Annotated in this window: 8 protein-coding genes; 1 reads left to right on the forward strand and 7 read right to left on the reverse strand. The window is 69.9% G+C overall.

The features are described 5' to 3' along the window. Positions 1-4 precede the first annotated feature (4 nt). The 4 genes from LV79_RS05835 to LV79_RS05850 all read right to left on the reverse strand — a co-directional run bounded on the left by LV79_RS05835 (position 5) and on the right by LV79_RS05850 (position 8,988). On the reverse strand, positions 5-4,213 hold the full coding sequence (locus LV79_RS05835; RefSeq protein ID WP_253832782.1) for a TIGR02680 family protein: 4,209 nt from the start codon (positions 4,211-4,213) through the stop codon (positions 5-7). After that, the gene (locus LV79_RS05840) at positions 4,210-5,472 is read right to left on the reverse strand and encodes a TIGR02678 family protein (RefSeq protein ID WP_253832784.1); all 1,263 of its coding nucleotides are present in this window, start codon (positions 5,470-5,472) and stop codon (positions 4,210-4,212) included. Before LV79_RS05840 ends, LV79_RS05835 begins: the two co-directional genes overlap by 4 nt. Continuing rightward, positions 5,469-6,986 carry a TIGR02677 family protein gene (locus LV79_RS05845; protein ID WP_253832786.1) on the reverse strand — a complete coding sequence of 506 codons (1,518 nt, stop codon included), beginning with the start codon at positions 6,984-6,986 and terminating at the stop codon, positions 5,469-5,471. The genes LV79_RS05840 and LV79_RS05845 overlap by 4 nt, the downstream gene beginning before the upstream one ends. A 145-nt stretch (positions 6,987-7,131) precedes the next feature. Further along, positions 7,132-8,988 carry a hypothetical protein gene (locus LV79_RS05850; protein WP_253832788.1) on the reverse strand — a complete coding sequence of 619 codons (1,857 nt, stop codon included), beginning with the start codon at positions 8,986-8,988 and terminating at the stop codon, positions 7,132-7,134. Positions 8,989-9,147: 159 nt separating this feature from the next. Here LV79_RS05850 and LV79_RS05855 point away from each other — a divergent pair, with 159 nt between their 5' ends. Next, positions 9,148-10,755: an Eco57I restriction-modification methylase domain-containing protein gene (locus LV79_RS05855; RefSeq protein ID WP_253832790.1), complete on the forward strand. Its 1,608-nt coding sequence runs from the start codon at positions 9,148-9,150 to the stop codon at positions 10,753-10,755. Between the two features lie 4 nt (positions 10,756-10,759). Here the strand turns inward: LV79_RS05855 and LV79_RS05860 are convergent, their stop codons facing one another. The 3 genes from LV79_RS05860 to LV79_RS05865 form a co-directional block, all read right to left on the reverse strand. Further along, positions 10,760-11,002: a hypothetical protein gene (locus tag LV79_RS05860; protein WP_253832792.1), complete on the reverse strand. Its 243-nt coding sequence runs from the start codon at positions 11,000-11,002 to the stop codon at positions 10,760-10,762. 70 nt (positions 11,003-11,072) lie between these two features. Beyond that, a complete protein-coding gene (locus LV79_RS33710; protein ID WP_285469588.1) occupies positions 11,073-11,201 on the reverse strand; it encodes a hypothetical protein in 129 nt (42 codons plus the stop codon). Positions 11,202-11,363: 162 nt separating this feature from the next. Next, entirely contained in the window at positions 11,364-12,806 is a 1,443-nt protein-coding gene (locus LV79_RS05865; protein ID WP_253832794.1) for an aldehyde dehydrogenase family protein, read from the reverse strand. Between the last annotated feature and the right edge of the window lies 1 nt (position 12,807).

Raw genomic sequence — 12,807 nt, forward strand, 5'->3', positions numbered from 1 at the left:
GCGATCACCTCGTCGGCTTGAGGTAGTGCTGGGTGTGCCCGTCCCAGTGCACGCGGGTCGCGATGGCCGCTGTCCCCTCGGAGCGGCGGATCTCGTACACGTCCAGGCTCGGCACCTGGCCGTAGTCGCCCCACAGCGCGTGGCCGGTCATGCAGAAGTCCAGGTCCAGGCGCACGAGCAGGCCCATCAGCTCGCCGATGGTGCGGTCGTCGACCTTGGCGAAAGCGTCGTCGAGCAGGATCAGCCGCAGGGCCAGGTCGGTGTCGGGGAGCCCGGACAGGTACGCGTCGGCGGCGGCGAACAGCGCGACGTAGGACACGAACCGGGTCTCGCCCTGGGACAGCTTCGCGCGCCTGTTGATCTTGCGCTCCTGGCCGGGTGCCGGGCCGGTGATGATCACCTCGACCCGGTGCCACTGCCGGTAGTCCACGGCGGTGCCCACGTGGGCGCGGTAGCCGCCGTCGGCGTCCCTGGCGAACTCCTCGTCGACCCGTTCCTTGAGGAGTGCGATCAGCTCGGCGGTCTCCTCCGGCGAGCGCACCACCGAGCTCGCCCGCACCAGTTCGCGTATGCGGGCCACGCGGCTGTCGGCGTCCTCGGTCAGCACCCAGCGCAGCCGCACGCCGATGCCGTGGCTGGTCCGGATGTCAGCCAGGCTGAGGTTCATCGCCTTCACCAGGTGCTCGGCCTGCGCGAGCCGTCGGCGCAACTCCTCGCCGACGCCGCCCACCACGAAGTCGGTGAAGACCTGGTGCTCCCGGGTGCTGAGCGCGCCTCCCGCGCGCTCGGCGCGTTCTCGCAGGTTCTCCGCCGCGAGCGCCACGGGATGACGGCCGGTCGCGTCGGTCAGCTCGACCTGCCAGATGCCTGCCACGAGGTCGTGGTTCAGGTCGAAGGTGTTGGTGAGCTCGTTGCCCGCCAACCGCAGGGCACGCATCAGGGCGCCTTCGTCGACGGCGGCCCCACCGCGGTCCAACGCCGTTTGGACCTGCCGGGCGTAGGTGATCACTGCTGCGGCCGCCGAGGACTCGGGGAGCTCAGGGGGCAGCGCGTCGACTCGCCTGCACGCCGCCTGGAACACGCCGGAGACGTGGGCCTTGCGGTGGAGCTGGTCGACCTCCAGCCGCATGGCCTTCGTACCGTCGTCGAGATGCTCCGCGGCCCGCGCTGTGCGCCCGTGCGCCCTGGTGGACTCCTCACCGAGCCGCCGTTCCTTGCGGTCGAGGGTGCCAAGCTCGTTTCGCACCGTGCCCAGGTCGCGCTTGGCCACCTGGAGCTTCGTTTGCACGTCGGCGATATCAGCGCCGACAGTCTTCGCCACCGCGCTGTACTTGGCGTGCTCGCCGTGCCACTCGCTCCACGCCCCATCCGCCGTCGCCTCGGCGTGGACCCGTTTGCCCGATGCCTTGCTGATCTCGCCGACCAGGGACTGGTGCTTGGTCCCCGCCGCGTCCAGGCGGTCGAGCTGAACAGCCAAGTCCCGGCAGGACCGGGTGGCGTCGCGTGCGGCGTCCACGACCTCGGTCAACGCCTGGCGATCCTGGGGAAGCCCGACCCGCGCGCATTGCTCGCTGTGGGCCCGGTAGTCGCTGGTCAGGTCGGCGCGTGACTGGACCGCGGCTCCCCGCAACTGCCCGGCCAGCCGTCCCAGCCTGGTGGACTCCTGGTCCGCGTTGTTCGCCGCCATCCGGGCCTGGAGCAGAGTGCTCGACGAGGGCGAGGACCGCACGAACAGGTTGAGGTCTTCCTCGTGCTGAACCAGCTGCCGCAGCTCGTGTTCCCGAGCTGTGTCGTTCTCGTCGAGCTTGACGAGGAGATCGGTGATCGTGGAGAGCCGCTCCGCCCTGGCCGCGGCACGGGCAGCCGCTCCGATGTGCCTGGCGCGGTCGACCTGGTGCCTGCCGCGGAGTGGACCCGCACCCCAACGGCCATCGCCGTCCACCCAGGTGCCCGGTCCCGCACCCAGGCCGATCCGGCTCAACACACCGGTGACCACCTGCTCCGGCAGGCCGCTGGCCACGTCCCACCGCAGCACCGCGTGAACTGGCGTCGGGGCCTTCGGCGCGGCGTCCGTGAGCAGGACCTGCCCCGTTTCGGCGTGCACCGACCCATCCGGGGTGATCCAGGCGGACAGCAGACCCGACGCCATCAGCGCTGCTTCCAGCCCTGCTCGCCGGTGCTCCGGCACGCCTTCGGTGAACTCGACGACTCGCCACAACGGCAGTCCCCCGGTGGGGCCGTGGCTGACCCAAGGTGCCGCCTGGGGTTCCGGATCCTGTTCGGCGAGCAGGCCGCGGCGTTCGTCGGCCAACGCGGCCCGGTTCGCGTCGTCATCCTGCTGCCTCTGCCGTACCTCGGCCCGATCGAAGGCGATGGCAGCCCGGGCGGGCCCCGCCGCCTCCACCGCCGCTGCGTCCAGCCGCTGGAGGTCGTCGTTGCGCTCGCGCGATCCGGCCACCGAGTTGGCGTCGGTGAGCAGCGGACCCACCGACGTGCTGGACCAGTCGACCTCGCCCAGGGTGGCGGCGCAGCGCTCGTCAACGGTCCACTTGCGCCACATCGCGGCCAGTTCGCGTGCGTGGTCGTCGCGGGTGTCCGCTGCCGCTAGCGCGTGCTCAGCGCCCTCCTCCGCCTGCTGTTCCGCGTTCTCTGCCTTCTCCTCGGCACGTCTGGTCCTCTCCTCGCGCTGCTCCAGCTCCCGCGCCGTCTCGAGCCTGCCCCGGGCGTGCGTCTCCCGCTGACCCGCGGCCCTTCCGAGATCACGGACGTTCGTCACCACCTCGGCGAGCGGATCAGGCGAGATCCGCAGCGTGCTGTGCGCAGGACGTGCCGTGAGCTCGGGTGCGCTGTCGACGGCGTGGCGCACCGGTTCTTCCTGCGGGTCAACGGGTATCGCATCCACCCGTACCGTCGTGGGCAGCGATCCAGCAGGCAGACCGGCCGCCGCGAGCGCGTCGCGGGTCTGCTCCAGGAGTGCGTCGACCGCACGCCCTTCCGCTACTGCGACCTCGACCTGGATGTCGGCTCGCGTGACGGCACCGGTCTCGTCATCGCGACGATCTTTGGCCGCGTTCAACGCCAGCACCGCGGCCCTCTTGAGCGAGGTCACCAGGTCCGCCAGGGTGTGCAGTTCGAGTCCGGTCCGGTAGAGGGCCGAGCTCTCGATGCCGCTGATCGTCTCTTCGATGACCTTGCGCTCGGTTCGCTTCTCCTCGAGCGCGGACACGGTCGCCGCGTGCTCCTCCTTGAGCCGCGCGTGTTCCTGCCTCGCGGCTAGGGCGGTTTTCTCCAGCTCGACCGTCTTCGCGGCGGCCTTGGCTGCGAGCTCGGCTGAATCATCGAGCGCCTTCGCGGTGTACCGGCGGTAGATGTCCAGGAGGGCGTCCACCTGTTCCACGGCCTCGAGCAGGCGCCGCTGCTCGTCACGGGAGTCCTTCAGCGAGTCGAGCCGCTCGCCCGCCTCGCGCAGCGTCACCTCCGACAGCGGCGGCAAGGCGTCAGAGAGGATCTTGGGAAGGTTCCCCTCGTCGATCCGGTTCCCCATGTCCGGTGCGCGCAGTGTGTGCAACAACTGCAAGAGGCCCGCGTAGCGTTCGCCCGCGGTCTGTCCGGTGAGGCCGAAGACGAGGGCAGCCACGCGCTCGCGGTGCACCTCAGGCCGGTCGGTGATCAGGTCGGGGCCGATCAACTCGCCGAGCCGTTCGCGGGAGAGTGGTTGCCTGCGGTCGTCGATCAACCGCAACTCCGCACCGACCCGCTGGGTCGTGGTGAAGTACCAGGGCTTGGCCTCGCCGGTGCTCGCGGAGAACCGCACGAGGGCGCCGACGGTCCGGAAGTGCTGCTCCGGGCCGTTGGCGGTCTCCACCTCGCGGGCGAGTTCGAGCCACAGGTAGCCGAGCCGGTTGGTCTGGCCATCGGCACCGTTGCGCATGAGGTCTTCCAGCCGGACCTTGCCGGAGCCGGTCGCGTCCATCTTGCGGCGGTCGGCGTCGAGCACGAAGGGCAGGAGCATCTCCATCGCCCTGCTCTTGCCGGATCCGTTGGTACCACGCAAGATCATCCGACCACCGGAGAAGATGAACTCCGTGTCGTAGTAGAACCAGACGTTCAAGATGCCCGCGCGGTTGATCCGCCACCGGTGCGTGTGGTGCTTCTGCGCTCCCAGGACCAACTCTTCGCCCCCGTCGACGACCGTGCTCGACGTTGCCGTCATGACTCTCCCCTGTGGTCCGTCGCGTCGGTGGTGAACAGAGTGGGTGTGTCGTCGTCCAGCCTGCTCTGGGCGCGGGTCTTCGCGGGCGCGCGGTGCGGTTCGGGCCGGTACCTCGCGGCAGCGGGGTGCAACACCAAGCCGTCGGGTACGGCAGTCGCCAGGCACACCGATTGCAGGAGGGCGACGACCTCGCTGCGCAGGTGGTCGACGTCTGCCACGTGGGCCTTGGCGAACGTGCGGCCGTACTGCTCGACCAACAGGTCAAGCGACGACCGAACCAGTGCCCACGTGGCGAGGACGCCGGGCACGGTGCGCCCTTCGACCTCCGCCGTGGTCGCCCCCGTCGGGCGGAGTTCGTCGGTCAACGCGTTCACCAGCAGCAACGCGGCGTGGGCGACCGTCCCCGTCCCCGGGAACCGGACGTCGCTGAGCTCGTCGTCGGGGTCGTAGGCCAAGGCGCCCTCGGACCGGACCTCCAGCACCAGTCCGAACGACTCCGCCAACACCCTGGTCAGCTCACGGCGCTCGCGGGAGAGTACGTCCCGTTCGGATTCAGGCAGGTCTTCGCGGCGTACCAGGGGGTTCTCGACGAGCCTGCGCCGCAGGTCGCGCCGCGGCTGCTCAGCCGCCACCGGATCGCCGAGCGTGCCAGCGATCAAGTGCGTGGGGTCGCCGACATCGCGCAGGCCGCGCGTCAGCAGGTGGGGCAGCAACCCGCGGTGGACGTCGAGCAGGGCCTCCTCGTGCTGCCGGTGGTCCCACGCCGCCACCGAGCCGTCTACTTCGGACAGAACACCCCAGTCGACGAGGAGACCGATCGCCCGAACCAGGTGCCGCTGCTCGGTCGTCGCGTCGGTGGTGGTGATCCCGGCGGTGACCGCGTCGGCTCGGACCTGGTCGACCAGTTCGCTCATCAACACCTGTTCGCCGGTGTTCGGGGACAACAGGCTCGCGCACACCAGGGCGAGGTACGCGTAGGTCCGCGGTGCGAACTCCGCGCCGTTGGGGGTCAGCGCAGGTCGTGCCGCCGTCTCCTGACTCAGCGGGCTCTTGATCAGACGCGCGAAGCCGGACTCGACGACGAGTTGGTAGCCCAAGACCCGGTTGAACACGCGCTTGAGTTCGACGGCGTTGGCGCGCACCAGCGCGAGGTCGTCCGGTCGCTGAGCCGCGGTGATGATGGGGTTCATCAACAGCACCCGTGCCGCTCTCCTGCGGTTCTCCGCCTGGTGCTCGTCAGTCCCCGGTGGCGTGCTCACGCTGTTCGCTCCGATCGTGCTCGTCCGCCACTGGCCGGGCGGCGCGCGACGAGCCGCAAGCCGTGGACCGTGATCGCACCGTCCTTCGAGTGCAGCGTCGTGCTCGCGTCCGGCACCGGTTGCGCGGCGATGGCCAGGTCCAGATCGGTGTTGGTCTCCACCACGGGACCTGCCATGTCTTGGTGCCGGGCCAACAACGCGCTGAGGAGCCCGAGCACGAGCTCCCGGGCCGCCGGGCTCACCCGTGCCCCGTCGAGCTCACCGGCGGCCACCAGTTCGGTGGCCGCGAGCCGTCGTTCCCTGGCTTCTTCCCTGGCCTGTGCGAGCAGCCGCTCGGCGTCCAGACCGGGATCCGGCACCGACGACGTCCGACCACGGGCGGTGCGGTCGCCCCGGTCCCGCAAGCTGATCGGCACGTCGACCGGGCTGGCGTCCCACCACGACGTGCTCGCCCCATCGCGTGAACCGGGTTCCTCCGGACCGCCGGACAGGTGCCGGGCCGGGTAGGTGCCGAACGTCGCCCCGAAGAGCCGGTGGGCGGCGATCGCGTCGACGCCGTCGAACCACGAGGCAAGTCTGAGCAGGTCGGCGCGCCTGCTGACACCGGTCCCCGCCGCGGCGAGCATGCGCTTGGCGTTGGTCAACAGCTGCCGCAGCGCCTGGTCGGCGGCAGCCCTCAGGGTGTCCGGACCGGATCGGCCGGTGGTCCCCGCGTACCAGTCGTGCAGCCGCTCCCAGTCCGCTCGACACCGTCCCGGCAACCGGTCCGCCGGGGTTCCATCGGGTGTCGTCGGGACTGGCAGGTCGTCCAGGGTCGCGAGCACCACGTCGAGCCGGGGCACCAGCCGAGCGCACCGGGCAGCGATGGCCGGGGCGTGCCGCGAGACGTCCGCGGTGATCAGGTCGATGTACTCCAGCAGCAGTTCCTTGAACCGGTGGTACTCCTCGCCCGCGAGGTCGTAGCGGGACAGGATCCCGTTGAGGTAGGCGTAGAAGTCGCGGACGCTCTCGTTGAACAGTTGCTGGTTGTTGAACACCGTGGTCACGTCCGCGGCCAGGGCGACAGCATCGGGCTCGGGTGCGCTGACCCGGTCCAGGACCTGGTCCAGGAGATGGACCGTGGCGCCGAGCAGTTCCCGCGCCACTTCCTGCGCCCCGTCGCCCGCCGCCAACACCGCCTCGGCGTCGCGGTGCACCCGACCCCCGAGCTTCGAGGCCTGGTATCGCCCCCGAGCTTTGAGGAAGTCGTTGACCGTGGGCACCCGGGCATCGCGCACGCCGCGGACGAGATTGCCCCACGACTCCAACTGCCTGCAACGCAGCGTCGCGTCATCCACCGACAAGGGGATGCCCTGTTCGCCCAGTCGGTGGGCCACCTCACCTGCCGAGAGATCGATCAGCAGCGTGCCCGTGAACAGGCCCATGATCGCGCGGTACTCAGTGGCCTGTGCCGCCCCGAGGTAGGCGTAAAGACTCGTCCTGGGCGGGTTTCTGTTGTCGTTGGGACTGTCCACGCGGTTCACCCTCCAGCGCGCACCACGGCCACGCCTGTCCCGTGGGTGTGGTGCCACGACAGCACGGGAGGTCGAGCGAATTGGGCTGTTTCGCCCCGGACCACCCGATCGAGTGAATTCCGATCGGGTGGCCACGGGTCGTGAGTCAGGTGGAGCCGATGATCCGGAGGTCGTCGCAGCGGCCGATGATGGATTTTCGGGTGGTGTGGAAGAGGTTGTCGAGGCGGGCCAGGCGGCGGGAGTTGGTGGTGGGGGTGTTGGCGTCGGCGGCGGTTCGGGCGGCGTCGTAGGCGGGTTTGTAGAGGTGGGGTTGGACGATCGTGACGTAGGTGAGGTCCGAGGCGACGCGGGCGCGGAGTTGGTCGATGACGGTGGCGGCCGGGACCCGGTCGCCGTTGTGCCAGGCCGCCGCGGTGCGGGAGCGGGTGGTGAGGTGGTCGACCAGGGTGGTGTTGTCCAGGTAGTCGAGGCTCTTCTCGGCCTGGCTGACGACCTGCTCGAAGTGGGTGACCGCGATCTCCCGGTGTTCGGTGGAGTTGCCCGCCGCCTTGACGTGGATCACGTTGAGCACGCCGTTGTTGTCGAGGTGCAGGAAGTCGGCGACCTCGCCTGCGCCGTCGTCGCACAGCAGCCAGCCGTCGGTGTGGCGCTGCACGACCCAGGCGAACAGGGAGTCGTCGCCGGGCTCGGCGATGGCGTCGTGCAGGCTCTGGCCCTCGTTCCGCTTCGGCTTCTCGCTGGTGATCGCGAAGCCGGTGAAGTCGGCGAACTCCACGCCGCGGAAGGGGACGCTGGTCACCTTGTCCCGCAGGATCCGGCCGTCGCGGTAGACGTGGCCGGACTCGTAGTACACCGACAGTTGGGTGCTCGCCTGCATGTCGGTGAGGATTTGCTGATAGTCCGTCGCGTGGGTGATGTCCTTGGTGGGACTCACCTTCAGGATGAACCCGTCGCGCGTCGGGACGGGTCTCACCGCTATCGAGCCGACCTTCGCGCCCTCGTACCCCACGTCGACGACGGCCCTCGCCGAGTTCTCGGTCGGCCGCACCTCCAGCACCACGTCGAGCAGGTCCTCCGCGTGCGCCACCTGGTCCTCGTCCCCGTCCGGCGCGCCCAAGAGCACGTCGGGGTCGATCACCGAGACCTCGTACGCGCCGCGCACCCGGCTCAGGTCCGTCTCGACCACCGCCAGGCTCGGCGACAGCGGCTCGGCGGCGTTGCCGCCGACCTGGGCCTTCTCCAGCAGGTCGAAGATCTCCGCGGCGGCCAGCAGGAACACCCTGAGGTTGCCCGCGCGCTTCCACGAGATCCGGGACCTGGTGGGCGAGAACGTGATCTGGTCGCGCACCACGCTGTTCTGGTCGCCGGGGTCGTAGGCGACCTTCGCGGCGCTGACCACGTAGGTGCCGTCGTCGACCGGGTTCAGGGTGTCCTGCACGCGCATGCCGCCGAGGGTCTTGGTGTCCGCCTTGGTCGTGCGCCTGCGGTGGATGCCGCGCAGCCACAGCACCCTGCCGTCACCCGGGAACGTCCCCGCCACCACCTCGGGCGGCAGGAACCGGTACGGGCTCAGCGTCTTGTCGATCCACTTGCGCAGCTGGCTGGTGGTCGGCGCCGGGCCGTTGATCAGGATCAGGTCACCGCGGCGGACGGTGAGCACCAGCTCGTTCTCCAGGTCGTTGATCCCGGCCTCCCGGGGGATCCACCCGGCTGGCCGCTCGACCTTGCGCACCAACAGGTGCAGGTCGTCGATGCCGAGCTCGGCGAGCGGGCCGACCTCGTCGATCACGTCGTCGCCGGTGCGCCGGTCCTCGAACGGGACCGCCACGCTGATGGCCCGTCCCGGCGCGCTCGCCGACTCGCGGACGAACCGGACCAGCTCGTCGAACGATTCCGCGGCGTTGTTTCCGACATGCCGCAGGAAGGTGCACGAGAATTGCGGGGTGAGTTCTGCCAGGGGTAGCGGAGTGGGCTCATTGGCCGCCGCTGGGGAAGCATCCATGGCGCCCGAGATTAGACATCCAGAGTTGTAAGTCGACGAAAGTGGCAACATTCTCCGGTAATTGTCGGGCGCTTGTCGTGCCTTTGTCAGGTGGGCCAGTCCCGGGGGTGCGGCGGGTGGCCGGGCACAATCAGGGCCGAGGACGGACGGGGGTGCCGCGTGGCCGGTCGGCGGGAGCGGGTGGGCGCGGCCGAGGTCAAGCGCCACGGCAAGCACTACACGCCGGTGGGGCTGGCCGAGTTCCTCGCGTCCGGGATCGTGCGGAACCTGGCGGTGGCGGACGTGGTCCGCGTGCTCGACCCGGCCTGCGGGGACGGCGAACTGATCCTGGCGACCGCGGCCGCCGTCGTCCGCAGGTGGCCCGACGCCGTGGTGGAGCTGGTCGGGTACGACGTCGACGAAGAGGCGGTGCGGCTGGCCGAGAAGCGGGCCACCGAACGCGGACTCGCGAGCACCTGGCGGGTGGGCGATTTCATCGCGGCGGCGGCTGGACTCCCGGCGGCGTCGTTCGACGTCATCACCACGAACCCGCCGTACGTGCGGACGCAGCAGTTGGGGGCGGAAGCGGCGCGCGGCCTGGCCAGGGACCACAACCTGGCAGGCCGGATCGACCTGACCCACCCGTTCATCAGCACCTTCCCGAGGCTGCTGCGGGCGGGCGGCGTCATGGGGCTGCTGTGCTCCAACCGGTTCCTCAGCACCAAGGCCGGGGGCAACGTCCGGGGCGTGCTGGCCGACTCGCTCAGCCCGGTCGAGCTGTACGACCTGGGCGACACGCGGCTGTTCACCGCCGCCGTCCTGCCAGCCATCGTCATCGCGACCAAGACACCGGTCACCGGGAACTGCCGCTTCGCCAGCGCCTACCGCGCCGAGGGCACCGCGCCGACCAGCGCGGACACCCTGTTCCAGGCCCTGCGCGCCGACGGCGACAGCGTGGTCGAGCACGGCGGCAAGCCGGTCACCGTGCGGGTCGGGGAGCTGGCCGACCGGCTGGACGCGACGCAGCCGTGGCGGCTCAGCTCCGGCGGCTGGCTCCGCCAGGTCGGGGCGGCCACCTGGCGGACCTTCGGCGACGTGGCGCGGATCCGGGTCGGCATCAAGACCACCGCCGACGCCGTGTTCATCCGGGACGAGTGGCGCGGCGTCGAACCGGAGCTGGTGCGGCCCCTGCTCACCCACGAGGACGTCGAGCCGTGGCGGATCGGGCGGCCGCGCACGAGCGTCCTGTACCCGTACGACCTCACCAGCGTCCGCCGGAGGCTGGTCGACATGGCCGAGTTCCCCCAGGCCATGGCCTATCTGGAATCCCACGCCGAGCGGCTGAAAGGACGGAAGTACGTCACGGCCGCCGGGCGGGCCTGGTGGGAGATCTGGGTGCCGCAACGGCCGGGGTTGTGGGGCGTGCCGAAGGTCGTTTTCCCGGACATCAGCGAACGGGCGCGGTTCGCTTATGACCGGTCGGGGGCGGTCGTCAACGGGGATTGCTATTGGATCTCGCTGGCGGACATCGGGGACGAGCGGCTGGCGTACCTGATGGTCGGGGTGGCGAACTCCGCGCTGGGCCTGCGGTTCTACGACGAGGTGTGCGGCAATCGCCTGTACTCCGGCCGACGACGGTGGATCACCCAATACGTGGAGCGGTTCCCTCTACCTGACCCTGGAACCGCGGCAGCACAAGAGGTTGTGGACGCGGTAAGAGAGTTGGTTGAGGGCCGCGGTGACCCGACCGTCGTCGACGGCCTGGTGGAGCGGGCGTTCGGGCTCTAGCGCCCTACTTCTCGCAGGCGATGCCGTCGCCGTCGGCGTCTAGGCCGTACGGGTCGGAGCCGATGATGCGAATAGGGCCCTTGACGTACGCGGGGCCGTTGCCCGAGCCACCCGCACAGTCGACGTCGCTGGCGTTGGGAACGCACGGCGAGTAGTTGGGATTGCAGTTCGACGCGGGCTTGGCCACCGTCGTCGTGGGCTTCGGCGCCGCAGGCTTCGGCGCAGGACGCGCGGTTGTCGTTGTCACCGCGGGCTTCTTCACCGCAGTGGTCGGAACCGGCACAGGCGCGGGCGGCGGAGGCGGCGGCGCGGGGACCTCAGTGGTCGTTGTCGTTGTCGGAACCAGTGTCGTCGTGGTCGTGGTCGTGGTCGTGGTCGTAGTGGTTGTGGTCGTCGTCGTGGCGGTAGACGAGACCGTTGGCTGGCTTGCGGTGGGGGAACCACAAGCGGTCAGGGTAAGGAGAAGAGCTCCGGCGAGTAGTCCCATGTGGCGGGCCGCCACCTTGGTTCTCCGGGGGACGATCATGGTGTGCTCCCAGCGGCTGAACGACATACGCCCCCGTTGCATCGGCCAGGCGAGCGCCGCGTTACCGCTGGATGACCGCCAGTCAGCGGCGGCCGTGGAGGAGGGTGATGAGTTTGGCCACTCGGGTGTCGGTCTTTTCGGGGCGGGTGAAGCTGGTGAGGGTCAGGGGGGCGCGGAAGCGTTGGTGGGTGGTGGCTTGGGGGCGGGCGAACTCGCGGAGGCCTTCGGGGCCGTGGATTCGGCCGAAACCGGAGTCGCCGGTGCCGCCGAAGGGGAGGGAGGGGATGCCTGCGAAGCTGATGACGGAGTTGATGGAGACCATGCCCGCGCGGAGGCGGCGGGCTAGGGCGGGGCCGTTGGCGCGGGAGAAGACAGCGCCGCCTAGGCCGTAGCGGGTGTTGTTGGCCTTGGTGATGGCCTCGTCCATGGAGGCGACCTTGGTGACGGTAAGAGTCGGGCCGAAGGTTTCCTCCTGTACGGCAGAAGATTCCTCCGGTACGTCCACCAGCACAGTGGGCTCGACGAACCTGCCTGAGCCGTTGCCGCCAACGAGCGCGCGGCCGCCACGAGAGAGGGCGTCGGCGATGTGGCCTCGGATGATGGCGACCTGACTAGGCATGGTGATCGGGCCGATCTGCTTGCCAGGTTCAACGGCGCGGGCCTTGTCGACCACAAGGGACACGAACTTGTCGTAGACCGCCGAGTGGACATAGACCCGTTCGATGCCCACACAGGTCTGCCCGGCGTTAGAGATCCCGCCCCACACTGCGGCGTCGGCGGCGGCTTCCAGGTCGGCGTCGGAGTCGACGAGGAGTGCGTCCTTTCCGCCCGCCTCGATCAGGACCGGTGTCAGCGTCTCCGCGCACGTGGCCATGATCTTCTTCCCGGTCCCCGGCGACCCGGTGAACGCGATCTTGTCGACACCCGACCGGCACAGCGCCGCGCCCGTCTCGCCGAATCCGGTGATCAGTTGGAACACCGGGTGCTCCGGCACCACCGACGCGAATGTCTCCGCCAGCCACTGCCCGACGCCGGGGGTGTATTCGCTCGGTTTGAACACGACCGGGTTCCCCGCTGCCAATGCGTAGGCGATCGACCCCATTGGGGTGAACACCGGATAATTCCACGGACCGATAACGCCGACGACACCTAACGGTAGGTATTCCACCCGCGCGGTCTGGTTGGCCATCAGCAGCCCGGACGGGCGGCGCTTGCGGCCCAGCACCTTCGGCGCGTTGCGCGCGGCCCACGCCGTGTGGTCGACAGCAAGGATGATCTCCAGCATGGCGTCGGCGTGCGGCTTGCCGGTCTCGGCGCTGACCACCTCGGCCAGGTCCGCCGCGCGCCTGGTCAGCACGCCCTTCCACCTGGTCAGCCGCTCGGCCCGACCGGCGAACCCGAGGTCAGCCCACCACCCGGCGGCCGTCCGGGCGCGGGCGACAGCCGCGTCGACCTGCTGCGCCGTGTGCACCGGGTGCGTACCCACGACCTCGTCGGTGACCGGGTTGAGCGACTCGAACGTCATC

The organism is Actinokineospora globicatena (genome assembly GCF_024171945.1).
In the GTDB taxonomy this organism is placed as follows: domain Bacteria; phylum Actinomycetota; class Actinomycetes; order Mycobacteriales; family Pseudonocardiaceae; genus Actinokineospora; species Actinokineospora globicatena.